Genomic DNA, 24,046 nt, shown 5'->3' with positions numbered 1-24,046 from the left:
TCAGAAAGTCACTTGCTTGTAGCGCTCCACGTGCGACTTGATCGCGATCTCCGTCGGCAGCCGTTCCATGCTGCTGGCGCCGTAGAAGCCATTGCAGTGTCGGCTGTGCTTGAGCACGTGGGCCACGTCTTCCGGGCTGGAGATCGGGCCGCCGTGCGCGATCACGATCACGTCCTTGCGCACCTTGCGCGCCGCCTCGCCCCACTCGTCGATGAGTTTCACCGATTCGTCGAGCGACTTGGCCGTGGTGGCGCCGATGGTGCCACCGGTGGTCACGCCCATGTGCGGCACGATGAAGTCGGCGCCGGCCTCGGTCATCGCCACGGCCTCCTCGGCGGAGAACACGTAGGGCGTGGTCAGCAGGTCGATGGCGTGTGCCTCGCCGATCATCTCGACCTCGGTCGCGTAGTTGATGCCGGTCTCCTCCAGGCTCTGGCGGAAATTGCCGTCGATGATGCCCACGGTCGGGAAGTTCTGCACGCCGGAAAACCCGAGTTCCTTGAGTTTCTTGAGGAACACCGGCATGACGATGAAAGGGTCGGTGCCGTTCACGCCCGCGATCACCGGCGTCTTCTTCGCCACCGGCAGCACCTCGCCGGCCATCTCGAGCACGATGTCGTTCGCGTTGCCGTAAGCCAGCAGGCCGGCCGAGGAGGCGCGTCCGGCCATGCGGTAGCGGCCCGAGTTGTAGATCACGATCAGGTCGATGCCGGCGGCCTCTTCGCACTTGGCGGAGATGCCGGTGCCGGCGCCCCCGCCGACGATGGGCTGGCGCTGGCGCACCATGTCCTGGAATTTCGCCATCAGGGCTTGGCGTTCGAAACGCGGCATGAAAATCTCCTTGAAACGGAAAACGGAAACGTGAAGGGGGCCGCGGGCTCAGGGCCCGGGGCGTGGGCGGGTTCTGAGCGCATCGATCGCACCGGCGATGCCGCTGCGGAACGAGAGCACGCACACCATGAAGATCAGGCCGGTGACCAGGGTCACCCAGCCGCCGAAGGCGTCGAGGTAGTACTGCAGGCCCACCACCAGCGTGGCGCCGATGGCCGGGCCGAACACGGTGTGCATGCCGCCGAGCAGGGCCATCAGCACCACGTCGCCCGAGAGGTGCCAGTGCACGTCGGACAGCGCGGCGAGCTGGAACACCAGGGCCTTCATGGAACCGGCCAGGCCCGAGAGCGCGGCCGAGAGCACGAACAGCGTGAGCTTGTAGCGCTCCACCGGGTAGCCGAGCGAACGCGCGCGCGGCTCGTGCTCGCGGATCGCCACCACCACGTGGCCGAACGGCGAGCGCACCACGCGGTGGATGAGCCAGAGGCCGGCCACGGTGAGCAGCAGCACCAGGTGGTACATGGCGGTGTCGTTGCGCAGGTCGATGAAGCCGAACAGCGTGCCGCGCGGGATCTGCTGCAGACCGTCTTCCGCGCCAGTGAAGGGCAGCTGCAGGAAGATGAAATACACCATCTGCGCCAGCGCCAGCGTGACCATGGCCAGGTAGATGCCCTGGCGGTGGATGGCCAGCGCGCCGAACACCGCGCCCAGCAGCGCCGCGAACAGCGTGCCGCCCAGCAGGCCCAGCTCGGGCGGCAGACCCCAGATCTTCACCACCAGGCCGGTGATGTAGGCCGCGCTGCCGAAGAAGGCCGCGTGGCCGAAGGACATCATGCCGCCGAAGCCGAGCAGCAGGCTGTAGGCACAGGCGAACAGCGCCATGCACAGCAGCTTCATGACGAACACCGGGTAGACCACCTGCGGCACCCAGGGCACCGCGAGCAGCAGCAACAGCAGCAGGACCCCGACGAAGGCCTTCTGCCAGGGAGCGAGCGAGCGGTTCATGCTGCACCTTCCTTGCCGAACAGGCCGCGCGGGCGGAACAGCAGCACCAGGGCCATGACGACGAAGATCACGGTGGTCGATGCCTCCGAATAGAAGACCTTGGTGAGCCCCTCGATCACGCCGATGCCCAGCGCGGTGACGATGGAGCCGAACACCGAGCCCATGCCGCCGATGACGACGATGGCGAACACGATGATCACGAGGTTGGAGCCCATGCCCGAGTTCACGTGCAGGATGGGCGCGGCCAGCACGCCGGTGAAGGCGGCCAGCGCGATGCCGCCGGCGTAGGTGAAGGTGAGCAGGCGCGGCACGTTCACCCCGAAGGACTGCGTGAGCGCCGGTTTCTCGGTGGCGGCGCGCAGCCGCGCGCCCAGCGGGGTGCGCTGGATCAGCCACCAGGTGAGCAGGCAGGCCGCGAGCGCCGCGAAGATCACCCAGGCGCGGTAGATCGGCAGCACCATGAAGCCCAGGTTGAACACGCCCTGCAGGTTGGACGGCACCGGGTAGGGCTGGCCCGAGGTGCCGAAGGCCACGCGAAAACCGCCTTCGAGCACCAGCACCAGGCCGAAGGTGAGCAGCAGGCCGTAGATCGGGTCCAGACCGTAGAGGCGGCGCAGCAGGCCGCGCTCGAACACGCCGCCCAGGCCACCCACCACCAGCGGCACCAGCAGCAGCGCGGCCCAGTAGCCCAGGCCCGCGTAGCGCTGCAGCATCCAGGCGCCGAAGGCACCGGCCATGAAGAAGGCCCCGTGCGCGAAGTTGACGATGCGCAGCAGGCCGAAGATCACGGCCAGGCCCAGGCTGAGCACGGCGTAGAAGCAGCCGTTGACCAGCCCCAGCATGACCTGGCCCGCGAGCACTGGCAGCGGCAAACCGAACACCTCCGTCATACAGCCTTCCTCTCTATGATGCGCAGGCCATGTCGATGAAACATCCCGATATCTCCACAGAAACCCATGTGCTGGGCGACGCCACCGTGCAGACGGTGGTGCGCGCCGAACATTGCGATGCCCTGGCCGCGCGCCACATCGCCCACGTGGCGGTGGTGGACGCGGCCGCGCCTTACACGGTGGTGCGCACGCACCTGAGCGGGGCCTTCATGCAGGTCTGCCTGAGCGGCGAAGGCCAGACCCTGCTCGACGGCCGCTGGTACCCGCACAAGCCCGGCAGCGTGAGCTTCGCGCCCGCGCACGTGCTGCACGCCTTCCATTGCGTGCCGGGCCAGCGCTGGCGGCTGGCCTGGGTGCGCTTCATGCCCGACTCGGTGCGCTCGGTGGACGGTGCCATGGCCCCGACCATGAGCCCGTTCGACGGCCAGGTGCTGGAGCACGCCATCCTCGGCCTGCACGGCGAGATGCAGGGCGCGGCCGACCCCGGCACCTGCGTGGTGTGGGTGGACGTGATCGAGCGCTACGTGGCCCGCCTGCTCGAACCGCTGCAGCGCGAGCCGCGCCTGGTGCCGGTGTGGAACGCGGTGAAGGCCGACCTGGCGCGCGACTGGACCCTGGCCGACCTGGCCAGCCTGGCCAACACCAGCGAGGAGCACCTGCGCCGCCTGTGCCAGAAGAACCTGGGCCGCAGCCCCGGCCGCCAGCTCGCCACGCTGCGCATCGCGCACGCGGCCCACCTGCTGCGCCACCAGCGACGAGAAGGTCGAGGCGATCGCGCGCAGCGTGGGCTACGTGAACCCGTTCGCGTTCTCCAACACGTTCAAACGGTTGACGGGATTTCGCCCTTCCGATTACAGGATGCGCCATCTCTAGACTCCGATCCTGGCGGTAATGGCGTCGAAATCGCGCAGCAGCGTGGCCGCGTCGAAGGTGTCGGTGATGCGGCCCGATTCCATCAGGCAGTGCCGGTCGGCCAGCTCGGCCGCGAAATGCACGTTCTGCTCCACCAGCACGATGGTGTAGCCCTGCCCTTTCAGCTGGCGGATGAGCTCGCCGATGCGGTCCACGATCACCGGGGCCAGGCCCTCGGTGGGTTCGTCCAGCAGCAGCACGCGCGCGCCGGTGCGCAGGATGCGCGCGATCGCCAGCATCTGCTGCTCGCCGCCCGAGAGGTGCGTGCCGGCCGAGCCGGCGCGCTGCGCGAGGTTGGGGGAACAGCTCGTACAGCGCCTGCTCGCTCATGCCGCCCTCGGCCACCACGGGCGGCAGGCGCAGGTTCTCGCGCACCGTGAGCGAGGCGTAGATGCCCCGGTCGTCCGGGCAGAAGGCCAGCCCCAAGCGGCCGATGTGGTGCGGCGCCATCCCGATGAGTTCCCGGCCCTGGAAGCGGATCGAGCCCTGGCGCCGGCCCATCATGCCCATCACGGTCTTGAGCAGGGTGGACTTGCCGGCGCCGTTGCGGCCGAGCAGCGTGACCAGCTCGCCTTCGCGCACGTCCAGGCTCGCGCCGTGCAAGGCCTGGCTCGGCCCGTACCAGGCCCTCACGTCGCGCAGGGTCAGCAGCGGTTCAGCCATGCGGGGCCTCCGCCTTGTGGTGCTTGCGCTGGCCGCCATGGCGATGGCCCAGGTAGGCCTCGACCACGCGCGGGTCGCGCGAAACGCTGGCGTAGTCGCCCTCGGCCAGCACCTCGCTGCGCGCCAGCACGGTGATGCGGTCGCACAGGTCGGCCACCACCGAGAGGTTGTGTTCCACCATGAGCACGGTGCGCCCGCGCGCGGCCTGGCGGATCATCGCCGCCGCGTGGGCGATGTCCTCGGCGCCCATGCCGGCCATGGGCTCGTCGAGCAGCAGCACGCGCGGCTCCAGCGCCAGCGTGGTCGCCAGCTCCAGCGCGCGCTTGCGGCCGTAGGGCAGTTCACCGGCGCTGTGCTCGGCCCAGGCCGAGAGGCCGGCCTCGTCCAGCAGCTCGCGGGTGCGGCCGTCGTACTGGGCCAGCGCGCGGTCGCTGCGCCACCAGTCCAGCGAATGGCCGCGGCGGCGCTGCACCGCCAGGCGCACGTTCTCGAACACGCTGAGCTGGCCGAACACGGCCGAGATCTGGAACGAGCGCACCAGGCCCTGGCGCGCCACCGCGTCGGCCGGTGTGCGCGTGATGTCCTGGCCCTGGAAGCGGATGCGGCCGGCGCTCGCGTCGATGAAGCGGGTGAGCAGGTTGAAGCAGGTCGTCTTGCCCGCGCCGTTGGGGCCGATCAGGGCGTGGATGCTGCCTTCGCGCACCGACAGGTTCACGTTCGAGACGGCGTGAAACCCGTTGAAGCTGCGCGAGAGGCCCTGCGTTTCGAGGATAGAAGACATGGTGGAGAGAGGCAATCAAGGGGCCGCTGCGCACGGCCGCTCCGAAGCGGCCGGCCCGCCCCCCGGTGGGGGGTATGCGGCTACACGCAGTGAGCAAGCAACGGGGGGCTTCTTACTTCTTGACCAGGTAGCAGGTGCTCTGCGCCAGCGGCATGAAGGCCTGCTCGCCAGGGATCGTCTTCACCAGCTTCAGGTAGTCCCACGGGTACTTGGACTCGGCCGGCGCCTTCACCTGCCACAGGTACATGTCGTGCACCATGCGCCCGTCTTCGCGGATCTTGCCGCCCTTGGCGAACATGTCGTTGATCGGCAGCTCGCGCATCTTGACCGAGACGGCGTCCGGGTCGTCGGAACCGGCGGCCTGCACGGCCTTGAGGTAATGCAGGGTGGACGAGTAGTCGCCCGCGTGCGCCATGTTGGGCATCTGGCCGCCCACGCGCTGCTGGTAGCGCTTGGCGAAGGCGCGCGTCTCGTCGTTCATGTCCCAGTACCAGGCGTTGGTGAGCTGCAGGCCCTGCGCGGTCGGCAGGCCCAGGGCGTGCACGTCCTGGATCCACAGCAGCAGCGCGGCGAGCTTCTGGTTCTTGGTCAGGCCGAACTCGTTGGCCGCCTTGATCGCGTTGATGGTGTCGTTGCCGGTGGAGGCCAGGCCGATGATCTTGGCCTTGGAGGCCTGCGCCTGCAGCACGTAGGACGAGAAGTCCGTCGTGCCCAGCGGGTGGCGCGCGGCGCCCACCACGCGGCCCTTGGCGTTGCGCACCACGTCACCCACCTGCTGCTCCAGGCCGATGCCGAAGGCGAAGTCCACCGTCAGGAAGAACCAGGTGTCGCCGCCGCCTTCCACGATGGCCTTGCCCGTGCCGTTGGCCAGGGCGTACGCGTCGTAGGTGTAGTGCACCGCGTAGGGCGAGCACTGCGCGTTGGTCACGCCCACGTTGGAGGCGTTGTTCACGATGGCGTGGCGCTTCTTCTCCTTCGCCACGCCGGCCACGGCCAGCGCCACGCCGGAGTTGGCGAGGTCGTTGATCATGTCCACGTTGCCCGAGTCGTACCACTCGCGCGCCTTCGCGGCGCCCACGTCGGCCTTGTTCTGGTGATCGGCGAAAACCACCTCGATCGGCTTGCCGAACATCTTGCCGCCGAAGTCCTCCACGGCCATCTTCACGGCCTCGACCGCGCCCTTGCCCGAGATGTCGGCGTAGACGCCGGAGATGTCGGTCAACACGCCGATGCGCAGCACGTCGTTCGACAGTTTGCCCTGCTGGGCGGTTTGAGCCTGGGCCACGCCCACGCTGGCGGCGGCGACAACGGACGCGGCGGCCCACAGTTTCAGATCCATGCTGCTTGTCTCCTGTTTTGGTGATGGCCCCGAACAAGGGTGTTCGAGTCGGGCCAATGCTAGGAGACGGGGGCCCCCTCAACCATGGTCTGAAGGCACAGGAATCTACTCAAAACCCACATGACCACTTCCACGCATCATGTGCCATCCCTTCAACGAGGACCACCCCATGCAGATCAAATGGCTGGAAGACCTGATTGCCCTGGCCGAGACCCAGAGCTTCGTGCGGGCCGCGGCTCGGCGCCATGTCACCCACCCCGCGTTCGGCCGGCGGATCCGCAGCCTGGAACAATGGGCCGGCGCGGAGCTGGTGTCGCGGGATGGCGCGCCGTTGAGCTTCACCCCCGCCGGAGAAACCCTGCTCCAGCATGCGCGGCAAGCGGTGGAGGCACTGGCATCCGCCCGCAGCGAGATCCAGGACCACGCTTTCCCCGGGCAGAACGTTCTCACGCTGGCCACCGGCCGTACCCTGGCCCGGACGCTGGCCGCCGACTGGCTGTGGCGAATCAGGGCCCACACTGCCGGGGCGCTGGTCCACGTGCGCACCGGGTCGATGGGCGAGTCGCTGCAGCGCTTCGAGCGCGGCGATGCCGACTTCCTGCTGACCTACTACCACCCCGCCATCAGCGTGCGCCTGCAACCCTCCCGGTACCTGCAGCACACCATGGCACACGACCGGCTGGTGCCGGTGTCGCGCGCCAGCGCCGGCGGAAAGCCGCTCTACAACTTCTCGTCCAGCAAACCCGTGCCTTATCTGGCCTACGCCAACACGCTGGCGCTGGGACAGCTGGTCTCCGATCACCTCTCGAACCATGCCCAAGCCCCGCGTCTGACGCACACTCTGCAATGCGATTCGGCCGACGCCCTGCTGGAGTACGTGCTCAAGGGACTGGGCGTTGCATGGCTGCCCTGGTCGCTGGTGGTGGGGGCCCACAAGGCAGGAAAGGTCACCCCGCTGGCCGGCAAGGCGCTGGAGGTCGTTTTCGAGATCCGGATGGTCCGCACCAAACGGCGCCTCTCATCGCTGGCGGAAAGGCTCTGGGAGGTCTCCTGCGTGGGCTGATGTCAAAAAGGCACTGAAAGGTGCCGTTTCAGCACCTTGGCGAAAGGCCCCGACACCAAGAATCGCGGTTGTTCAAAGAGGAGACCCACATGAGAAACCTTCACCGCGTCCTTTCCACCGTCCTGCCGATGGTGCTGTCCGTGGGCCTGGCGCCTGCCGCGCTGGCCCAGACCGGCGCCTATCCAGAGCGTCCGATCACGGTCGTGGTGGCCTACCCACCCGGCGGGAGCACCGACCTCACCGGCCGGGCCGTGGCCGACCAGCTGGCGAAGAAGCTGGGCGTCGCCGTCATCGTGGAAAACGTGGGCGGCGCGGGCGGTGCCATTGGCGCGCACAAGGTTTCGCGGGCGGCACCGGACGGCTACACGCTTCTCCTGGGGGCCAACAACGAGATCGCGATCAACCGCCTCATTTCGTCTTCGGTCAAATACAGCTACAAGGATTTCACGCCCATCGGGCTGGTGGCGTCGCAGCCCATGGTGCTGGTGGCCTCCACGCAGAGCGGCGTCAAGACGGTGGACCAGTTCATCAAGACGGTCAAGTCCAGGCCTGGCAAGTACATCTACGGCAGCTCCGGGGTGGGCACCGCGCTGCACCTGTCGGCGGAAATGGCCAAGCAGCAGGCCGGCCTTTTCATGTCGCATATTCCTTACCGCGGTGTCGGCCCGCTGACGACAGACCTGTACGCTGGCACGGTCGATTTCGGTGTGTACGTGCTCTCCAGCGGGCTGCCGCACATCCGCGGTGGCAAGGTGGTGGCCCTGGGCATCACCGAGAAGAAGCGCTCGGCCGTCGCCCTGGACATCGCGCCGCTGGCCGATCACCCCTCGCTCAACCAGATGGACATCAGTGTCTGGTTTGCCCTGATGGCGCCACCCAATCTGCCCGAGGCGATCACGGTGCGCCTGCGCAACGCGCTCGCCGAATCCCTGCAGACACCGGAGTTCCGCAAGAAGCTGGAGGACAGCGGGTCGACCGTGGCGCCGCTCAACGTCGAGATGAACGGGTTTCTCGCCACGGAGTCGGCGAAGTACCAGAAGATCGTCGACTTCGCGAACATCAAGGAATGAGCCATCCCATGTTCTCCCTCAGCCCTCCCGATCTCGGCCGCTGGCGCGTCGGCAACACCGGCGTCGAAGGCGTGTGGCACTTCGACACCGGCGTGGCCGGCCGCCGCGTCATGCTGAGCGCGCTGGTGCATGGCAACGAGTTGTGTGGTGCCTGGGCGGTGAAGGAACTCCTGGAGGCGGGCCTGCGGCCCGAGGCCGGTTCGCTCACGCTGGCGTTCTGCAATCTGGCGGCCTTCGACCGCTTCGACCCGGCCGACAGCGATGCATCTCGGTTCATCGACGAAGACATGAACCGGCAATGGACGCCAGAGCGCCTGCGCGGTGCCGACACCCGCGAACGCCAACGCGCTGCCGCCCTGGAGCCCTTTGTCGAACGCGCGCAATGGCTGCTGGACCTGCACTCCATGCACGAGCCAGGACAACCGCTCTCGCTGGTGGGGTTGCACCGGCGCAACCTGGCGCTGGCGCGCCAGCTGGGCGGGCCAGCGCACGTGGTCGTGGACACGGGTCATCAGGACGGGGTGCGCATGCGGGACTATGGCCAGTTCGGCCTGCCGGACGAGGACGCGCCCGACACGCGCTCCCTGCTCATCGAATGTGGCTATCACGGCGACCCGACCAGCCTCGATGTCGCCCGCGATCAGTGCGCGCGCTTCCTGCTTCAGGCCGGCACGGTCACGCATGCGGGCGCGCTCCGATGGATGCCAGGGTGGAGGCAGCCCGACGCCCCCCGGCAGTGGGCGCTGCACGTGACCGGGGCGGTGGTGGCGAGAAGCCCCCGCTTCTTCTTCACCGAGCGCTTCCTGGGTTTGGAGACGATTGCCCACGCGGGCACCGTCATCGGGGACAACGACGGCGAGCCGGTGGTGACGCCGCACGACGACTGTGTGCTCGTGATGCCCTCGACGCGGCAGGCCCGCCGGGGTGTGACGGTGGTGCGGTTCGCGCGCCGCGAAGCGCTCGACTGACCTCCCGCACGGCGTTTCGTCAGGCCGCGCCGCGCACCCCGCTGCGCCACCAGCGCGCGGTAGTCCGAGGGCGTGTTGCCCACCGCGCGGCCGAAGAACTTGCTGAAGTAGGCCGCGTCGTCGTAGCCCAGTTGCTGCGCCACCTGCGCCACCGGCAGCGACGAATACGCCAGCAGGCGGCGCGCCTCCAGCATCAGCCGCTCGTGCAGGATCTGCAGCGCCGACTGGCGCGCCACGTGGCGGCAGGTGCGGCTGAGGTGGTCGGGCGTCACGCCCAGGGCCAACGCGTAGAAGCTCAGCGGCTCGTGCTCGCGGTAGTGCTGCTCGACCAGCGCGAGGTAGCGCTTGACCAGCGCGTCGCGCTCGCCCTGCCCGCGCTCGCGCTTGAAGTGCTCGCCGCGGCGGCGCAGGTATTGCACGGCGAGCAGCGTGGCGCTGGCCAGCAGCGCGTGCACGCGGCCCGGGTGCTGGGCGCGGAACTCGCGCGCCACCTGCGCGAAGAGGTTCGCGCATTCCGCCTCGTCCCCGTCCTGCAGGCGCGGCAACACGCAGGAGGTGCCCAGCCCGTCGTCCACCAGGTTCGAGCCGCCCAGCAGCTGGCGCAGCGTGGTGGTGGGCAGCGTGACCTGGTGGCCCACGGCGTCGGGCGTGTAGGTGAAGCCGTGCACCGAGCCTGGCGCGAGCAGCAGCATCACCGGGGCCTGGGCCTCGAAGTCCTGGCCGTCGATGGTGCCGCGCACGCTGCCGTGCGCGAGGAACTGGAACTGGTGCAAACCCTCGTGCCGGTGCGCCGGAATCGTCCAGTCCATTTCGGCGCCGCGCACCGCCACGGACTCGTAATGCAGGCAGTCGTCGGGCTGGTCGTGGCGGACTTCCCGGAAGGGAACGAGCAGCAAGGGGGAGGCGGTCATGGCAGGGGCGGGTGGCAGGCGATGCCGGAAAAGTACCTGAATCGGGCCGAAACGTCCATCGCTTCGGCGGCGCGGCTCGCGCATCATCCGCCTCCATGACACGCAACCCCCACCCCGACGCCGCGCTGCCGCCGGCGCCCGCGACCGCCGTCCCGCCCCTGCGCCTCACGGGGGCGCAGGCGCTGGTGAACGTGCTGCTGGCCGAGGGCGTGGACACGGTGTTCGGCATCGTGGGCGGCAAGCTCTCGCCGCTGTTCCACGCGCTCAGCCGCGAGCCGCGCATCCGCTTCATCGGCGTGCGCCACGAAGCCGCCGGGCCGATGATGGCCGCCGCCGTGCACGCGGGCACCGGCCGGCTCGCGGTGGCCGTGGGCGAGCTGGGCCCCGGCGGCCTCAACCTCGCCGCCGGCCTGGGCGTGGCCTTCAACAACAACCTGCCGCTGCTGGCCGTCACCACCAACCAGCACCGCGCCTCGTCGTATCCGCACAGCGGTGTGTTCATGGACCTGGACACGGTGGCCGTGACCCGGCCCCTGACCAAATGGAACGCGGTCGTGCACGACGCGCGCCGCATGCCGGAACTCGCGCGGCGCGCCTTCCGCGAGGCCCTGGGCGGGCGGCCCGGCCCGGTGCACCTGGACATTCCGCAGGACGTGCTGGGCGAGGTGCACGCCTTCGCGGCCGACGAGTTCGACGTGGCCCCCGGGCGCTACCGCGCCACGCTCGGGCCGCGCCCGGCCCAGGCCTCGGTGAAGGCCGCGGTGCGGCTGCTGCGCGGCGCGCAGCGCCCGCTCATCGTGGGCGGTGGCGGCGTGGTGGCCGCCGGGGCCGCCACCGCGCTGCGCGCGCTGGCCCAGCGCCTGAACGCGCCGGTGGTGCCCACGCAGATGGCGCTGGGCGTGGTGCCCTCGGACAGCCCGCACTTCATCGGCCACGGCGGCATCATCGCGGGCGATTCGGTGAAACACGCCTTCGAGCGCGCGGACGTGATCCTCAGCGTGGGCTGCCGCTGGTCGTCGTGGATGTGGGACGCGCGCGGCGCGCTCGCGCGGCGCCACCACCGCCTCATCAACATCAACATCGACCCGTCTTCGCTCGGCCAGGCCGCGCTGCACGAGGCGCGATGCAGGCCGACGCGGGCGAGGCGCTGCGCGACCTGCTCGCCGCCCTTGGCGACGGCGCCGCGCCGGCCGACGGCGCCTGGCTCGCCGAGCTGCGCGCGGTGCGTGCGGTGCACGAAGGCCAGCTCGCGCGCATGGTGGCCGACCCCGACCCCGTGATGCACCCCGCCGCGCTGGCCAAGGCCCTGGGCGATGCGCTGCCGGCCGACGCGCTCGCGGTCTACGACGGCGGCCACACCACCTTCTGGAGCAACGACCTCACGCCGGTGCACGAGGTGCGCACGCGCTTTCACGAACCCGGCATGTCCCACCTGGGCTACGGCCTGCCGGCCGCGATCGCGCTGCAGACGCAGTTCCCCGGCCGCCCGGTGCTCAACATCACCGGCGACGGCGCCTTCGGCTTCACGCTCAACGAACTCGACACCGCGCGCCGCCACCGCCTGCCGGTGATCACGGTGGTGCACAACAACGCGGCCTGGGGCGTGATCCGCATGGGCCAGAAGGCCGGGCTCGGCTTCGAGATCGCCACCGGCCTGGAAGACACCGACTACGCGGCGATCGCGCGCGGCTTCGGCTGCCACGGCGAGGTGGTCACGCGCGCGGCCGACGTGGCCCCCGCCTTGCAGCGCGCGATCGCCTCCGGCCTGCCCGCCGTGCTCGACTGCCGCACCCGCTTCGTGCCACACCCGGCGGTGGGCGCGTTCGTGGGCATGAACAAATACGGTTTCGCCTCGCTCACCCGGCTCGACCCGCCCTGACACCGGGCGCCCCGTTTTCCACAACAACAGGAGACAAGACATGCAACGCAGAACCCTGCTGCGCGCCAGCGCCGCCTTCGGTGGCCTGCGCCACCACCGGCCTGCCCGCGTTCGCCCAGGCCCCGGCCGCCAACGCCACGCTGTGGTCGGGCTTTCCGGTCGGCGGCGGCCTGGGCGACCAGGTCGCGCGCCCGCTGATCGACCAGCTGCGCGGCAAGTACCCGCAACCCATCATCTACGACAGCAAACCCGGCGCGGGCGGCCGCATCGCGGCCGAGTTCGTCAAGCGCTCGGCGCCCGACGGCAACACCCTGTTCGGCTGCCCGAGCTCGGTCATGACGCTGCACCCGCACGTGTTCAAGAAGCTGCCCTACGACACGCTGGCCGACTTCACGCCCATCGCCGGGCTGTGCACCTACACCGCCGTCTTCACCGCCGGCCCGGGCCTGCCGGCCGAGATCCGCAGCGTGGCCGACTACCTGAAGTGGGCCAAGGCCAACCCGGCCCAGGCCAACTACGGCGTGCCGGCCACCGGCTCCTCGCTGCACCTGGCCGGCGCCATGCTGGGCAAGCAGTCGGGCGTGGACATGCAGGCCGTGCCCTACAAGGGCGGCGCGCCGCTGCTCACCGACCTGCGCGGCGGCCAGATCCCGGTCAGCTTCAACGTGGTCAGCGAGGTGCTGCCGCACATCCGCGCGGGCAGCCTGCGCGCGCTCGCGGTCTCGGCGCCCACGCGCTGGAAGGCCCTGCCCGACACGCCCACGCTGACCGAGCTCGGCTACAAGGACGTGGCCTTCGTCGACTGGCTCGGCTGGTACGGCCCGGCGGGCATGGAGCGGGCCAAGGTGGCCGCGCTCAACACCGCCGTGAACGACGCGCTGGCCTCGGCCGCGATGAAGGACGTGATCGACAAGAACGGCCTGGAGGTCATGCGCGTCACGCCCGAGGGCCTGGCCAAGGCCATCCGCGAGAACCACGCGTTCTGGGCCCACGTGGTCAAGGTCACCGGCTTCAAGCCCGAAGACTGAGCGTGGCAAGATCGCGCGCCCCTTTTTTCCCTTTCCGAACCGCCACCCCACCATGAGCCTCACCCTCGATCAAGCCCGGCAGATCCTCGACGCCGCCCTCGCCACCTCCAAGGAGAAGGCCTACGCGCCGATCGCCATCGCCGTGCTCGACGCCGCCGGCCACCTCAAGGCCTTCGTCAGCGAAGACGGCGCCAGCATGTTCCGCTTCGACATCGCCCAGGCCAAAGCCTGGGGCGCGGTCGGCATGGGCGTGTCCAGCCGCACGCTGAGCGAGCGCGCCAAGGGCAACCCCAACTTCTTCGTCTCGCTCGCGGCCACGGCCGAGGGCAAGTTCCTGCCGCAGACCGGCGCCGTGGTGATCAAGGATCCGCAGGGCCGGCTGCTCGGCGCGGTGGGCGCCAGCGGCGGCACCGGCGATGAAGACGAGCTGATCTGCCTGGCCGGCGTGGCCGCCGCCGGGCTGCAGGCCGGCTGATTCAGGCCTTCGGCAGGCCGCGCAACAAGACGTCGCAGAAGAACTCGGCCGGCGGCGAGAGCGGCAGGTCGGGCCGCCGCACCAGCACGATCGCCGGCGCCGGCAGCCGCTCGCGCACCGGGATCACCTCCAGCAGGTCGCGCGTCATCGCGAAGTCCATCCACTGCCGGGGCAGCATGGCCAGCAGGTCGGTCTGCACCAGCGCCACCTGCACCGACAGCGCCGAATGCGCGCTCAGCATCACGCGCGGCGCGGGCTGGCCGTGCGTGGCGAACAAGCGTGCCAGGTCTTCCTCGGCGTTGTAGTCGATGGTGGTGCTGGCCCAGTCGGCCCCGGCCAATGACTTCAGGCTGCGCACGCGCGCCAGCGGGTGGCCCTTGCGGCACACCACCACGCGGGTGTTGTCGCACAGGTGCTGCATCGCCAGGACCCGGCGCGGTCTTCTGCCAGGGCGCCGCGCCGAGGTAGAAGTCCAGGCTGCCGTCGCGCAATGCGCCCTCCACCGCGGGCATCAGGCTTTCCGTGAGGTTGAGTTTGACCTTGGGGTAGGTCTTGCGGAACACCGACAGGGCATCGGGCAGCATGCCCAGGTGCGGCATGATGGACAGCGCCACCGACACCGTGCCTTCGTAGCCCGGCCCGGGGTGCTGCACCTCCTCGCGCGCGCGGCGCGCTTCGCTGGAGATCACGCAGGCCCGTCGGTGAAAGCGCACGCCTTCGGCCGTCAGCACCATGCCCGTGGTCTGCCGCGCGAACAGGCTCACCCCCAGCTCCCGCTCCAGCGCGCGCACGCTGCGCGTGAGCGCGGGCTGGGGCATGTCCAGCCGCCGCGCGGCCGAGCGCAGGCTGCCGTGTTCGACGATGGCCATCAGGTGCTGCAGCTGATCGAGTTTCATGCGCAGGTGTGTCTCCAGGGGGATGCGATTTTCGTATCGCTTTCGCAATCACGCCATCTTATTGGAATCCTCGTGTTTGCCTAGAGTCCGCCTCAGCCCCACCGAGCGGGGACACCAAGACCAACGATCCGGAGACACGACATGACCTGCCTTTCCAAACGCCATGCCCTGCATGCGGCTTTCCTGCTGCTCATGCTGGGCAGCACCACCGCCATGGCCCAGGCCTGGCCCCACAAACCGGTGCGCATGATCGTGCCGGTGGGCGCCGGCTCCGCACCCGACGTGATCGCGCGCATCGTGGGCGACAAGCTCGCCGCCGCCTGGGGCCAGGGCGTGGTGGTGGACAACCGGCCCGGCGCCGGCGGCATTCCCGGCATGTCGGCGCTGGCCCGCTCGGCGCCCGATGGCTACGCCATCGGCTTCGTGCCGGCGGCCATGGGCACCATCACGCCGCTGGTGTTCAAGAACCCGCAGTTCAACCCCGACACCGACCTCACCCCGGCCGCGACGGTGGGCATCAGCCCGCTGATGCTGGTGGTGCCGGCCGCCAGCGACATCCGCTCGGTGAGCGACCTCGCGAAACACGCCAAGGCCCAGCCCGGCAAGGTGAACTTCGCCGCGCCGCAACTCAACTCGCTGCCGCACCTGGCCGGCGAGATGGTCAGCAAGGCCGGCGGCATGGGCATGTTCACCGTGCCCTACCGCACCCCGCCGGAGGCCGTGGCCGCCGTGCTCGCGGGCGACGCGCTGCTCACCGTGGACGGCGTGCCGGGCCTGCTGCCGCATGTGAAGTCCGGCCGCCTGCGCGCGGTGGGCGTCACCTCGGCCAAGCGCCTGCCGGGCATCGACGCCCCCGCCGTCGCGGAGACCTACGCCGGCTACGAGGCCATCGGCTGGTTCCAGATCATCGTGCCCGCCGGCACGCCGGCCGCCATCGTCGAGCGCATCAACGCCGACGTGAACCGCATCACCGCCTCGCCCGAGGTCACCGCGCGCCTGGGCGAGCTGGGCGTGTACCCGCGCCAGGACAGCGTGGTCGGCGCGCGCGAGTTCTTCGTGCAGCAGCAGGGCGCGATGAAACACCTGGTGACCGAACTCGGCGTGCAGCCGCAATAAGCCGCCTCAACCCCACCGCCCGAGGGCACCGGTCACGCCGGTGTCCGGGATGAACTCACCCTTTCAACTGGAGAAACCCACCATGACCCCACGCAAAAAAGCCCTCGTGACCGGCGGCGGCACCGGCATCGGCCGCAGCGCCGTGCTGGCCCTCGCCCAGGCCGGTTACGACGTCGCCATCAACTACGCCTCCAGCGCCAAGGCCGCGCAGGCCGTGGCCGCCGAAGCCCAGGCCCTGGGCGCGAAGACCCTGCTGCTGCAATGCGACGTGAGCGACGACGCGGCCGTGCGCCAGATGCTGGCCCAGGTGGGCGAGGCCTTCGGCCACCTGGATGCGCTGGTCAACAACGCCGGCACCACCGCGACCTGGAAGGTGAAAGACCTGGAGAGCCTGAAGATCGACGAATGGGACCGCACCTTCGCGGTCAACGTGCGCGGCAACTTCCAGGTGAGCCGCGCGGCCGTGCCTCTGCTGCGCCAAGGCAAGGCGCAAGGCGGCGAGCCCTGCATCGTCAACACCGCGAGCATCGTGGGCCTGCGCCCCGGCCCGCAGCCCTTGCCCTACGCCGCGAGCAAGGCCGCCGTGGTGAGCCTGACCAAGATGCTGGCCTGGAACCTCGGCCCGGACATCCGCGTGAACGCCGTGGCCCCGGGCTGGATGGAAGGCGACTGGATGGAGCGCATGTTGGGCGACAAGTACGACGCCCTCATGGGCGCGCGCGCCAAGGCCACGCCGCTCAAGCGCTGTGTGACCGCCGACGACGTGGCCGAGGTGATGCTCAACCTGATCCAGGGCATGCGCTTCGTGACCGGCGAGGTCGTCGTCATCGACGGCGGCTTCACCAGCTCGACCTGATCGAACCACCCAGGAGACCCACCATGCTTGAAGGATTCGTTCCCTTTCCCCCCGAGTACGCGGCGCGCTACCGCGCCAAGGGCTACTGGCGCGACCAGTCGCTGGCGCAGGAGTTCGACGCCGTGTTCCGCCGCTACGCGGACCGCGTGGCGCTGATCGATGGCGACGTGAGCTTCACCTACGCCGAGCTCGACCGCGCCACCACCAACCTGGCGCTGAACCTGCTCGAACTCGGTCTGAAACCGTTGGACCGCGTCGTGCCCACGTTGCCCAACGTGCACGAGTTCGTGCTGCTGTACTTCGCGCTGCAGAAGATCGGCTGCATCCCGATCGCGGCGCTGGTCACGCACCGCTACGCCGAGATCAGCCAGTTCGTGCAGCTCTCGGGCGCGACCACCTGCGTCTACCCGGACACGGCGGGCGACTTCGCCTTCGCCCCGGTGATCGCCCGCGTGCAGGCGGAAAACCCGTCGCTGAAATTCCGCCTCGTGCTCGGCGAGGCCGGCCCGGGCGAGGTCTCGCTGCGCGAGCTGATCAACAAGCCCGCCACGCTGCCGGCCTCGCGCCTGGCCGAGATCCGCATCGACCCGACCGACCCCTGCATCTTCCAGCTCTCGGGTGGCACCACCGGCATCCCCAAGCTGATCCCGCGCACCAACAACGACTACGCCTACAACTCCAAGGTGGCCGCCGAGGTCACGGAGATCGACGCCGAGTCGGTGCTGCTGCTGGTGCTGCCGATCGCGCACAACCTGCCGCTGGCCTGCCCAGGCATCCAGGGCTTCCTGTTCCGGGGCGCCAAGGTGGTGCTGCACGCCAACACCCGGCCGAGCGAGATGTTCGCGCTGATCGAGAAGCACAAGGTGACGCACCTGAAGGTGGTGCCCGCGCTGCTGATCCGCCTGATCAACGACGACGCGGCCGAGGCCTTCGACCTCTCCAGCCTCAAGCTGATCCAGAGCGGCGGGCAGCGCATGCAGCCCGAGGTGCGCGCGAAGACGCGCGCGCTGATCCCCGGTGTGTTCGTGCAGGAGAACTTCGGCATGTCCGAAGGCACGCTGATGTTCGTGCGCGCCGGCGACCCGGAAGAGGTCAAGCTCGAGACCTGCGGCCGCCCGGTGTGCGACGACGACGAGGTGCTGCTGCTCGACGAAGAAGGCCGCGTGGTGCCCGACGGCGAGGTGGGCGAATTCACCGTGCGCGGCCCCTACACGCTGCGCGGCTACTTCGGCGTGCCCGAGTACAACGCGCGCCAGTTCACGCCCGACGGCTTCTACCGCTCGGGCGACCTGATGCGCAAGCACCCCTCGGGCAACTACATCGTGGAGGGGCGCAAGAAGGACCTGATCAACCGGGGCGGCGAAAAGATCAGCGCCGAAGAGGTGGAGAACCTGATCCTGATGCACCCCGCCGTGCAGAACGTGGCCTGCGTGCCCATGCCCGACGCGGCCCTGGGCGAAAAGATGTGCGCCTTCGTGATCCTCAAACAGGGTCAGTCGCTGCACCTGAAGGAACTCGTGGGCTTCCTGCTCACCAAGGAAATCGCCAAGTTCAAGCTGCCCGAGCGCCTGGAGGTGCTGCCGGATTTCCCGGTCTCCACCTTCGGCAAGGTCTCCAAGAAGGCCCTGGGCGAACTGATCGCGCACAAGCACGCGGAAGAAGAGGCCGCGCGCCGCGTGCCCCACTGAACACCGAAAGAAAAGAGCCACCATGCGAATCATCGACCTGCACTGCTACCCCGGCACCCCGACCTGGATCGAGTCCCAGGGACCCTACCCCGCCGAACTGGCCCGCTACTGGAAACGGGACTGGGTCGGCAAGACCGAAGACGAGGTGATCGCCGAGTTCACCGGTGCCGGCGTCGAGGCCTGCCTCGTCGCGCTGGACCTGGAGACCACGGTCGCCGCGCCGCCCTGCACCAACGAATACGTGCACGGCATGTGGAAGCGCCACCCGAAGCGGGTCATCCAATGCTGGGGCGCGGTGGAGCCGGCCAAGGGAGAGATCGCGATGATCCAGGCCCGCAAGGCGATCCGCGAGCTGGGCTTCATCGGCTTTCACTTCCATCCCATCATGCAGCACTTCGCCGTGAGCGACCGGCGCTACTACCCGCTGTTCGAGGAGATCAACGCCATGGGCGCGGCGGTGATGATCGACGTGGGCACCACCGGCATGGGCGCCGGCATGCCGGGTGGCAACGGCGCGCTGGTGCGCCACGCCCACCCCAAGCACATCGACCAGCTGGCCGCCGACTTCCCGAACCTGAAGATCATCATGGCCCACCCCGGCTGGCCCTGGGTGGAGGAGACCACCGCCGTGGCGCTGCACAAGGGCAACGTGTACTGGGAGATGTCGGGCTGGGCGCCCAAGCACTTCCCGGGCAACCTGAAGGTGGACATCCGCGGCCGGCTGCAGGACAAGATCATGTTCGGCAGCGACTACCCCAGCCTGCCCTACGAGCGCATCCTGCGCGAGTGGGACGAGCTGGGCTACAAGCCCGAGGTGATGGAAAAGATCATGCACGGCAATGCCGAAAGGGTGCTGGGCCTGTGAACATGGATGCCTATCTTTGCGACGGCGTGCGAACGCCGATCGGCCGCTACGGCGGCGCGCTCTCGGGCATCCGCACCGACGATCTCGGAGCCCTGCCCCTGCAGGCCCTGCTGGCGCGCCACCCTTCGCTGGACCCGGCGCTGATCGACGAGCTGATCTACGGTTGCGTCAACCAGGCCGGCGAAGACAACCGCAACGTGGCGCGCATGAGCGCGCTGCTCGCGGGCCTGCCGGTGGAGGTGCCGGCGGTCACGGTCAACCGGCTGTGCGGCTCGGGCCTCGAAGCCGTGGCGCAGGCGGCGCGCGCGCTGCACGCGGGCCAGGCGCGGATCGCCGTCGCCGGCGGCGTGGAAAGCATGAGCCGCGCGCCGCTGGTGATGCCCAAGCCCACGGCCGCGTTCTCGCGCCACGCCGAGGTGCACGACTCCACCATCGGCTGGCGCTTCGTGAACCCGCGCATGGAGGCGCTGCACGGCGTGGACAGCATGGGCGAGACGGCCGAGAACGTGGCCCGGGAACACCGCATCTCGCGCGCCGACCAGGACGCCTTCGCGCTGCGCAGCCAGCAGCGCGCCGCGGCGGCCCAACAATCGGGTGTGCTCGCACAGGAGATCGTGCCGGTGTCGGTGCCCGGCCGCAAAGGTGCGGCCACGCGGGTGAGCGTGGACGAGCACCCGCGCGCCGACACCACGGCCGACAGCCTGGCCGCGCTCAAGCCCGCGTTCCGCCAGGGCGGCACCGTCACCGCCGGCAACGCCTCGGGCGTGAACGACGGCGCGGCCGCGCTGCTGATGGCCAGCGAGGCGGCGGCGCAGCGCCACGGCCTGCGGCCGCTCGCGCGCATCGTCGGTTGCGCGAGCGCCGGCATCGCGCCGCGCGTGATGGGCTTCGGCCCCGTGCCCGCGGTGCACAAGCTGCTGGCGCAGACCGGCCTGCGGATGCGCGATTTCGACGTGATCGAACTCAACGAGGCCTTCGCGGCCCAGGGCCTGGCCGTCACGCGCGCGCTCGGCCTGCCCGACGACGCACCGCACGTGAACCCGAACGGCGGCGCCATCGCCTTCGGCCACCCCCTGGGCATGAGCGGCGCGCGCCTGGTGCTCACCGCGGCGCGGCAGCTGCAGCGCAGCGGCGGGCGCTATGGCCTGGTGACCATGTGCGTGGGCGTGGGCCAGGGCGTCGCCATGGCGATCGAACGCATGGGAGACACCGCATGAACGAACCCGCCATCCTCATCGAACGGCGCGGCCCCATCGCCCTGCTCACCCTCAACCGGCCGGACACCCGCAACGCCCTGAGCGGCGAAGCCATGTTCGCGGCGTTCGAGCAGACCTTCGCAGCCTTGAACGCCGACCTGGGCGTGCGCGTGGCGATCCTCACCGGTGCGGGCACGGCCTTCTGCTCGGGCGGCAACGTGGCCGAGATGCGCGACCGCACCGGCATGTTCGCCGGCTCGCCCGAGCAGATCGCCCAGGGCTACCGCGAAGGCATCCAGCGCATCCCGCGCGCCTTCGAGGCGCTGCAGGTGCCCATCATCGCGGCGGTCAACGGCCCGGCCATCGGCGCCGGCAACGACCTGGCCTGCATGTGCGACCTGCGCATCGCATCGACCAGCGCGCGCTTCGCCGAGAGTTTCGTCAAGGTCGGCATCGTGCCGGGCGACGGCGGCTGCTGGCTGCTGCCGCGCGTGATCGGTCACGCGCGCGCGGCCGAGATGGCCCTCACGGGTGACACCATCGACGCCGAAGAGGCCTTGCGCTTCGGCCTGGTCTCGCGCGTGGTCGCGCCCGAGGCGCTGCTCGACGAGGCGTTCCGCCTGGCCGGGCGCATCGCGGCCAACCCGCCGCAGGTGCTGCGCTGGACGCGCCAGCTGCTGCAGCAGGCCCGCACCGGCACGCTGGACGAAGCGCTGATCGCCGCCGGCCGCCTGCAAGGCCTGGCCCACCACACGGCCGACCACGCCGAGGCGGTGGCCGCGTTTTTCGAGAAGCGCGCGCCCACGTTCACAGGTGGTGCGGCATGAGCGAGCCCATCCTGCTGGAAGAACGGCCCTTCGAGGGCGTGGCCCTGCTGCGCCTGAACCGCCCCGAGGTGTTCAACGCGCTCAACCTGGCCTTGCGCCACGCGCTGGCCGAGGCCTTTCGCCGGCTGGACGCCGACCCCTCGGTGCGCGTGCTGGTGCTGGCCGGCGGCCCGCGCGCCTTCTGCGCGGGCGCCGACCTCAACGAATACGTGGACGCCACGCCCATGGACCTGCTGGCGCGCCGGCACGACCTGCTCTGGGGCCCCATCGCCGCCTGCCGCAAACCGGTGATCGCGGCGGTGCGCGGCCACGCGCTGGGCGGCGGCTGCGAACTGGCCCTGCACGCCGACCTGATCCTGGCCGGGCGCAGCGCGCGCTTCGGTCAGCCCGAGGTGAAGGTGGGCATCATGCCCGGCGGCGGCGCCACCCAGCGGCTGACGCGCGCGCTGGGCAAGTTCGGCGCGATGAAGCTGCTGCTGCTCGGCGAGCCGATCACCGCGGAGGCCGCCCTGCACGGCGGCCTGGTGGCCGAGGTGCTCGACGACGACGCCGTGGACGCCACCGCCCTGGCGCTGGCGCAGCAGCTGGGCGAGCTGCCGGCGGTGGCGCTGCGCCTGATCAAGGAGTCGGTGCTGATGGCGATGGAGACGCCGCTGTCGGCCGGCCTGGAGTACGAGCGCAACGCCTTCCAGACCGCCTTCGCCAGCCCCGACAAGCACGAGGGCATGCGCGCCCGGCTGGACAAGCGGCCCGCGCGGTTTTCCCGCTAGGGCCGCAGCCCCTCGTTCGCCTCGCGCCGGTTCACCTCGTGGAACAGGCCGCGCAGCCAGCGATTCGCCGGGTCGTGCTGCATGCGGCGGTGCCAGAACTGCTGCACGTCGATCACCGGCACCGCGAAGGGCAAGGCGATGCGGCGGATCGCGATGTGGCGCTCCATCACGGTCGCGATGTCCTCCGGCACCGTTGCGCACCAGGTCGGTGCCGGGCAGCAGCGAGAGCAGGCTCATGAAGTGCGACAGCTCCAGCGTCACGTGGCGCTGCCAGCCCTTGTCGTCGAGGTAACGGTCCAGCAGGTGCTCGCGCCCGTCGGGCCGCACCACCACGTGCCGCGCCGCCAGGTACTGCCGCTGCGTCATGCGCTCCACCGCCGGCCCGGCGTGCGCGCAGGTCACACACGCGTAGGAGGTCTTGAACAGCGCCTGCTGGAAGAAGCCGGCCTTGTGCAGATCGGGGAAAAAGCCCACGGCCAGGTCGCCCTCGCCCGACTCCAGCGCCTCGGCGGCGGCGAAGCGCGTGCGCGCCGTGGCCCGCAGGCGCACCTGCGGCGCCTCCTGCCGCAGGCGGCGCAGCACGCCGGGCAGGAAGGCCACTTCGCCGATGTCGGGCGTGAGGATGGTGAAGGTGCGCTCGGCCCGCGCGGGGTCGAAGCTGGCCTTCTGCAGGATCTCGGCGTTGATCGCCTCCACCACCCGGTGCACCGCGGGCGCGAGCTCCATGGCGCGCGGCGTGGGCTTCATCTGCGCGCCGGCGCGCACGAACAGCGCGTCGTCGAACACGGTGCGCAGCCGCGCCAGCGCCGCGCTGGTGGCCGGCTGGCTCAGGCCCAGGGCTTCGCCCGCGCGGCCCACGCTGCAATGCCGGGCCATGGCGTCGAACACCACGAGCAGGTTCAGGTCCACGGTTCGAATATCCATGGCATGGATTCTATGAATCCATGGAGGCATCTGGTCATCCATGGCGTTGATCCCTAGCATCCGCTGCGGATTCATCCCAACACCATCGGCACCGCACGCACGGCGCCCAGGAGACAAGACCATGAAACGCAGAGACTTCGCGGGAGCCGCACTCCTCTTGCCGCTGGCCGGCGCCTTGCACGCCCAGGCCCCGGCCTGGCCGCAGCGGCCGGTGAGATTCATCCTGTCGCAGCCGGCCGGCGCCGGCCCCGACATCCTGGCGCGCTACATCGGCGAGCAGCTCGCCCGCCTGTGGAACCAGGGCGTGGTGGTGGAGAACCGCCCGGGCGGCCAGAACGTGATCGGCGCGCAGGCCGCCGCGCGCTCGGCCGCCGACGGCTACACCTTCTACTACGCCACCACGGCCGCGATGGTGACCAACGCCTTCACCTTCAAGGCCCTGCCCTACGACCCGGTGAAGGACTTCGCGCCGGTGCGCCTGGTGGGCCGCAGCCCCTTCGTGATCGCCACCAGCAGCGCAGCGCCGTTCAAGGACCTGGCCCAGGCCCTGGCCGCCGCCAAGGCGCAGCCGGGCGCCGTCACCATCGGCACCGAAGGGCCCAAGACCTTCTCCGGCATGCTGGCCGACAGCGTGGCCGTCAAGGGCGGTGTGAAGCTCAACCACGTGTCGTACACCAAGGGACCGGAAGCGATCCAGGACCTGATCGGCGGCCGCATCCAGCTGGTGTGCCTGCCCGACGCGGCGCTCACCGCCTTCATCAAGAGTCGCCAATTGCGCGCGCTGGCGATCAGCACCGCGCAGCGCCAGCCCGACATGCCCGATGTGCCGGCGCTCGCCGAAACCTTCCCCGGTTTCGAGTACACCGGCTGGAACGGCCTCTTCGCGCCCGCCGGCACGCCGGCCGACGTGGTGGCCCGCGTGAACCGCGACCTGGAGACCGTGCTGCGCCAGCCCGAGGTGGCGCAGCGCCTGCAGACGCTGGGCTCGCTGGCCGAACCGAAGATGTCGGTGCCCGAGTTCGAGGCCTTCATGCGCGGCGAGCACGAGCGCTGGCGCGAGGTGATCAAGTCCCTCGGCATCACGGCGGAGTGA

The 24,046-nt window shown here is 70.0% G+C and carries 23 protein-coding genes and 5 pseudogenes; 17 read left to right on the top strand and 11 right to left on the bottom strand.

Going from position 1 to position 24,046, the window contains the following annotated elements:
• From ACFJGX_RS08960 to ACFJGX_RS08950, 3 genes are read right to left on the bottom strand one after another with little or no spacing between them, the layout of a single operon-like run.
• Complete coding sequence (locus tag ACFJGX_RS08960) at window positions 1-831, bottom strand: phosphoenolpyruvate hydrolase family protein (protein ID WP_382328231.1); 831 nt, start codon at window positions 829-831, stop codon at window positions 1-3.
• A gap of 48 nt (window positions 832-879) precedes the next feature.
• Entirely contained in the window at window positions 880-1,836 is a 957-nt protein-coding gene (locus tag ACFJGX_RS08955) for a branched-chain amino acid ABC transporter permease (protein WP_382321895.1), read from the bottom strand.
• Complete coding sequence (locus ACFJGX_RS08950) at window positions 1,833-2,726, bottom strand: branched-chain amino acid ABC transporter permease (protein WP_382328229.1); 894 nt, start codon at window positions 2,724-2,726, stop codon at window positions 1,833-1,835. Before ACFJGX_RS08950 ends, ACFJGX_RS08955 begins: the two co-directional genes overlap by 4 nt.
• Window positions 2,727-2,755: 29 nt before the next feature.
• On the opposite strand from ACFJGX_RS08950, the pseudogene ACFJGX_RS08945 reads away from it, so the two are divergent.
• A pseudogene (locus ACFJGX_RS08945) lies at window positions 2,756-3,373 on the top strand (AraC family ligand binding domain-containing protein); the annotation flags it as partial.
• Window positions 3,374-3,509: 136 nt separating this feature from the next.
• Window positions 3,510-3,599, top strand: a complete 90-nt coding sequence (locus ACFJGX_RS08940) for a hypothetical protein (protein ID WP_382328227.1) — start codon at window positions 3,510-3,512, stop codon at window positions 3,597-3,599.
• On the opposite strand, the pseudogene ACFJGX_RS08935 reads toward ACFJGX_RS08940, so the two are convergent.
• The 3 genes and pseudogenes from ACFJGX_RS08935 to ACFJGX_RS08925 all read right to left on the bottom strand — a co-directional run bounded on the left by ACFJGX_RS08935 (window position 3,596) and on the right by ACFJGX_RS08925 (window position 6,421).
• Window positions 3,596-4,301, bottom strand: a pseudogene (locus tag ACFJGX_RS08935) (ABC transporter ATP-binding protein). The gene ACFJGX_RS08940 and the pseudogene ACFJGX_RS08935 sit on opposite strands and share 4 nt — an antisense overlap.
• Entirely contained in the window at window positions 4,294-5,082 is a 789-nt protein-coding gene (locus tag ACFJGX_RS08930; protein ID WP_382321898.1) for an ABC transporter ATP-binding protein, read from the bottom strand. Before ACFJGX_RS08930 ends, ACFJGX_RS08935 begins: the two are co-directional and overlap by 8 nt.
• 112 nt (window positions 5,083-5,194) lie before the next feature.
• Window positions 5,195-6,421 (bottom strand): ABC transporter substrate-binding protein, encoded by a 1,227-nt coding sequence (locus ACFJGX_RS08925; RefSeq protein ID WP_382321899.1) that lies wholly within the window; start codon window positions 6,419-6,421, stop codon window positions 5,195-5,197.
• A gap of 169 nt (window positions 6,422-6,590) precedes the next feature.
• Here ACFJGX_RS08925 and ACFJGX_RS08920 point away from each other — a divergent pair, with 169 nt between their 5' ends.
• The 3 genes from ACFJGX_RS08920 (at window position 6,591) to ACFJGX_RS08910 (ending at window position 9,522) form a co-directional block, all read left to right on the top strand.
• On the top strand, window positions 6,591-7,484 hold the full coding sequence (locus ACFJGX_RS08920) for a LysR family transcriptional regulator (RefSeq protein ID WP_382321901.1): 894 nt from the start codon (window positions 6,591-6,593) through the stop codon (window positions 7,482-7,484).
• A gap of 89 nt (window positions 7,485-7,573) precedes the next feature.
• Entirely contained in the window at window positions 7,574-8,554 is a 981-nt protein-coding gene (locus tag ACFJGX_RS08915; RefSeq protein ID WP_382321903.1) for a Bug family tripartite tricarboxylate transporter substrate binding protein, read from the top strand.
• A gap of 8 nt (window positions 8,555-8,562) precedes the next feature.
• Window positions 8,563-9,522 (top strand): succinylglutamate desuccinylase/aspartoacylase family protein, encoded by a 960-nt coding sequence (locus ACFJGX_RS08910; RefSeq protein ID WP_382321904.1) that lies wholly within the window; start codon window positions 8,563-8,565, stop codon window positions 9,520-9,522.
• A gap of 104 nt (window positions 9,523-9,626) precedes the next feature.
• Here ACFJGX_RS08910 and ACFJGX_RS08905 read toward each other — a convergent pair.
• Window positions 9,627-10,331: pseudogene (locus ACFJGX_RS08905) on the bottom strand (helix-turn-helix domain-containing protein); the annotation flags it as partial.
• Window positions 10,332-10,528: 197 nt separating this feature from the next.
• Between ACFJGX_RS08905 and ACFJGX_RS08900 the strand changes: the two are divergent.
• The 4 genes from ACFJGX_RS08900 to ACFJGX_RS08885 all read left to right on the top strand — a co-directional run bounded on the left by ACFJGX_RS08900 (window position 10,529) and on the right by ACFJGX_RS08885 (window position 13,815).
• Complete coding sequence (locus tag ACFJGX_RS08900) at window positions 10,529-11,713, top strand: thiamine pyrophosphate-binding protein (protein WP_382328225.1); 1,185 nt, start codon at window positions 10,529-10,531, stop codon at window positions 11,711-11,713.
• The gene (locus tag ACFJGX_RS08895; RefSeq protein ID WP_382328649.1) at window positions 11,689-12,312 is read left to right on the top strand and encodes a thiamine pyrophosphate-dependent enzyme; all 624 of its coding nucleotides are present in this window, start codon (window positions 11,689-11,691) and stop codon (window positions 12,310-12,312) included. Before ACFJGX_RS08900 ends, ACFJGX_RS08895 begins: the two co-directional genes overlap by 25 nt.
• A gap of 80 nt (window positions 12,313-12,392) precedes the next feature.
• Entirely contained in the window at window positions 12,393-13,340 is a 948-nt protein-coding gene (locus ACFJGX_RS08890; RefSeq protein ID WP_382328223.1) for a Bug family tripartite tricarboxylate transporter substrate binding protein, read from the top strand.
• 52 nt (window positions 13,341-13,392) lie between these two features.
• Complete coding sequence (locus tag ACFJGX_RS08885; protein ID WP_382321908.1) at window positions 13,393-13,815, top strand: heme-binding protein; 423 nt, start codon at window positions 13,393-13,395, stop codon at window positions 13,813-13,815.
• A gap of 1 nt (window position 13,816) precedes the next feature.
• On the opposite strand, the gene ACFJGX_RS08880 is transcribed toward ACFJGX_RS08885, so the two are convergent.
• Together ACFJGX_RS08880 and ACFJGX_RS08875 are read right to left on the bottom strand one after the other, a co-directional pair.
• Window positions 13,817-14,236, bottom strand: a complete 420-nt coding sequence (locus tag ACFJGX_RS08880) for a LysR substrate-binding domain-containing protein (RefSeq protein ID WP_382321909.1) — start codon at window positions 14,234-14,236, stop codon at window positions 13,817-13,819.
• 85 nt (window positions 14,237-14,321) lie between these two features.
• Window positions 14,322-14,684: pseudogene (locus ACFJGX_RS08875) on the bottom strand (LysR family transcriptional regulator); the annotation flags it as partial.
• Between the two features lie 168 nt (window positions 14,685-14,852).
• On the opposite strand from ACFJGX_RS08875, the gene ACFJGX_RS08870 reads away from it, so the two are divergent.
• From ACFJGX_RS08870 to ACFJGX_RS08840, 7 genes are all read left to right on the top strand, one after another.
• Window positions 14,853-15,827 carry a Bug family tripartite tricarboxylate transporter substrate binding protein gene (locus ACFJGX_RS08870; protein ID WP_382321910.1) on the top strand — a complete coding sequence of 325 codons (975 nt, stop codon included), beginning with the start codon at window positions 14,853-14,855 and terminating at the stop codon, window positions 15,825-15,827.
• Window positions 15,828-15,909: 82 nt separating this feature from the next.
• Window positions 15,910-16,683 carry an SDR family NAD(P)-dependent oxidoreductase gene (locus ACFJGX_RS08865; RefSeq protein ID WP_382321911.1) on the top strand — a complete coding sequence of 258 codons (774 nt, stop codon included), beginning with the start codon at window positions 15,910-15,912 and terminating at the stop codon, window positions 16,681-16,683.
• Window positions 16,684-16,706: 23 nt separating this feature from the next.
• A complete protein-coding gene (locus ACFJGX_RS08860) occupies window positions 16,707-18,371 on the top strand; it encodes a (2,3-dihydroxybenzoyl)adenylate synthase (protein WP_382321912.1) in 1,665 nt (554 codons plus the stop codon).
• Between the two features lie 22 nt (window positions 18,372-18,393).
• Window positions 18,394-19,236 (top strand): amidohydrolase family protein, encoded by an 843-nt coding sequence (locus tag ACFJGX_RS08855; protein ID WP_382321913.1) that lies wholly within the window; start codon window positions 18,394-18,396, stop codon window positions 19,234-19,236.
• Between the two features lie 2 nt (window positions 19,237-19,238).
• Entirely contained in the window at window positions 19,239-20,453 is a 1,215-nt protein-coding gene (gene pcaF / locus ACFJGX_RS08850; protein WP_382321914.1) for a 3-oxoadipyl-CoA thiolase, read from the top strand.
• Entirely contained in the window at window positions 20,450-21,259 is an 810-nt protein-coding gene (locus tag ACFJGX_RS08845) for a crotonase/enoyl-CoA hydratase family protein (protein WP_382321915.1), read from the top strand. The genes pcaF and ACFJGX_RS08845 overlap by 4 nt, the downstream gene beginning before the upstream one ends.
• Entirely contained in the window at window positions 21,256-22,029 is a 774-nt protein-coding gene (locus tag ACFJGX_RS08840; RefSeq protein ID WP_382321917.1) for an enoyl-CoA hydratase-related protein, read from the top strand. Before ACFJGX_RS08845 ends, ACFJGX_RS08840 begins: the two co-directional genes overlap by 4 nt.
• Here ACFJGX_RS08840 and ACFJGX_RS08835 read toward each other — a convergent pair.
• On the bottom strand, window positions 22,026-22,220 hold the full coding sequence (locus ACFJGX_RS08835; protein WP_382321918.1) for a hypothetical protein: 195 nt from the start codon (window positions 22,218-22,220) through the stop codon (window positions 22,026-22,028). The two genes, ACFJGX_RS08840 and ACFJGX_RS08835, sit on opposite strands and share 4 nt — an antisense overlap.
• Before the next feature lie 85 nt (window positions 22,221-22,305).
• Window positions 22,306-22,905: pseudogene (locus tag ACFJGX_RS08830) on the bottom strand (LysR family transcriptional regulator); the annotation flags it as partial.
• Between the two features lie 169 nt (window positions 22,906-23,074).
• Here ACFJGX_RS08830 and ACFJGX_RS08825 point away from each other — a divergent pair.
• Complete coding sequence (locus ACFJGX_RS08825) at window positions 23,075-24,046, top strand: Bug family tripartite tricarboxylate transporter substrate binding protein (RefSeq protein ID WP_382328221.1); 972 nt, start codon at window positions 23,075-23,077, stop codon at window positions 24,044-24,046.

The sequence above is a fragment of the Hydrogenophaga sp. UC242_50 genome (assembly GCF_042697355.1).
GTDB lineage: Bacteria > Pseudomonadota > Gammaproteobacteria > Burkholderiales > Burkholderiaceae_C > Hydrogenophaga.
The sequence above is the reverse complement of the archived record's forward strand: the minus strand, read 5'-3'. Positions and strand labels throughout refer to the sequence as shown.

Coding starts and splice junctions, on each gene's coding strand:
- ACFJGX_RS08960 (WP_382328231.1), bottom strand. CDS start 831: ATGCCGCGTTTCGAACGCCAAGCCCTGATGGCGAAATTCCAGGACATG.
- ACFJGX_RS08955 (WP_382321895.1), bottom strand. CDS start 1,836: ATGAACCGCTCGCTCGCTCCCTGGCAGAAGGCCTTCGTCGGGGTCCTG.
- ACFJGX_RS08950 (WP_382328229.1), bottom strand. CDS start 2,726: ATGACGGAGGTGTTCGGTTTGCCGCTGCCAGTGCTCGCGGGCCAGGTC.
- ACFJGX_RS08930 (WP_382321898.1), bottom strand. CDS start 5,082: ATGTCTTCTATCCTCGAAACGCAGGGCCTCTCGCGCAGCTTCAACGGG.
- ACFJGX_RS08925 (WP_382321899.1), bottom strand. CDS start 6,421: ATGGATCTGAAACTGTGGGCCGCCGCGTCCGTTGTCGCCGCCGCCAGC.
- ACFJGX_RS08920 (WP_382321901.1), top strand. CDS start 6,591: ATGCAGATCAAATGGCTGGAAGACCTGATTGCCCTGGCCGAGACCCAG.
- ACFJGX_RS08915 (WP_382321903.1), top strand. CDS start 7,574: ATGAGAAACCTTCACCGCGTCCTTTCCACCGTCCTGCCGATGGTGCTG.
- ACFJGX_RS08910 (WP_382321904.1), top strand. CDS start 8,563: ATGTTCTCCCTCAGCCCTCCCGATCTCGGCCGCTGGCGCGTCGGCAAC.
- ACFJGX_RS08900 (WP_382328225.1), top strand. CDS start 10,529: ATGACACGCAACCCCCACCCCGACGCCGCGCTGCCGCCGGCGCCCGCG.
- ACFJGX_RS08895 (WP_382328649.1), top strand. CDS start 11,689: ATGGTGGCCGACCCCGACCCCGTGATGCACCCCGCCGCGCTGGCCAAG.
- ACFJGX_RS08885 (WP_382321908.1), top strand. CDS start 13,393: ATGAGCCTCACCCTCGATCAAGCCCGGCAGATCCTCGACGCCGCCCTC.
- ACFJGX_RS08880 (WP_382321909.1), bottom strand. CDS start 14,236: ATGCAGCACCTGTGCGACAACACCCGCGTGGTGGTGTGCCGCAAGGGC.
- ACFJGX_RS08870 (WP_382321910.1), top strand. CDS start 14,853: ATGACCTGCCTTTCCAAACGCCATGCCCTGCATGCGGCTTTCCTGCTG.
- ACFJGX_RS08865 (WP_382321911.1), top strand. CDS start 15,910: ATGACCCCACGCAAAAAAGCCCTCGTGACCGGCGGCGGCACCGGCATC.
- ACFJGX_RS08860 (WP_382321912.1), top strand. CDS start 16,707: ATGCTTGAAGGATTCGTTCCCTTTCCCCCCGAGTACGCGGCGCGCTAC.
- ACFJGX_RS08855 (WP_382321913.1), top strand. CDS start 18,394: ATGCGAATCATCGACCTGCACTGCTACCCCGGCACCCCGACCTGGATC.
- pcaF (WP_382321914.1), top strand. CDS start 19,239: ATGGATGCCTATCTTTGCGACGGCGTGCGAACGCCGATCGGCCGCTAC.
- ACFJGX_RS08845 (WP_382321915.1), top strand. CDS start 20,450: ATGAACGAACCCGCCATCCTCATCGAACGGCGCGGCCCCATCGCCCTG.
- ACFJGX_RS08840 (WP_382321917.1), top strand. CDS start 21,256: ATGAGCGAGCCCATCCTGCTGGAAGAACGGCCCTTCGAGGGCGTGGCC.
- ACFJGX_RS08825 (WP_382328221.1), top strand. CDS start 23,075: ATGAAACGCAGAGACTTCGCGGGAGCCGCACTCCTCTTGCCGCTGGCC.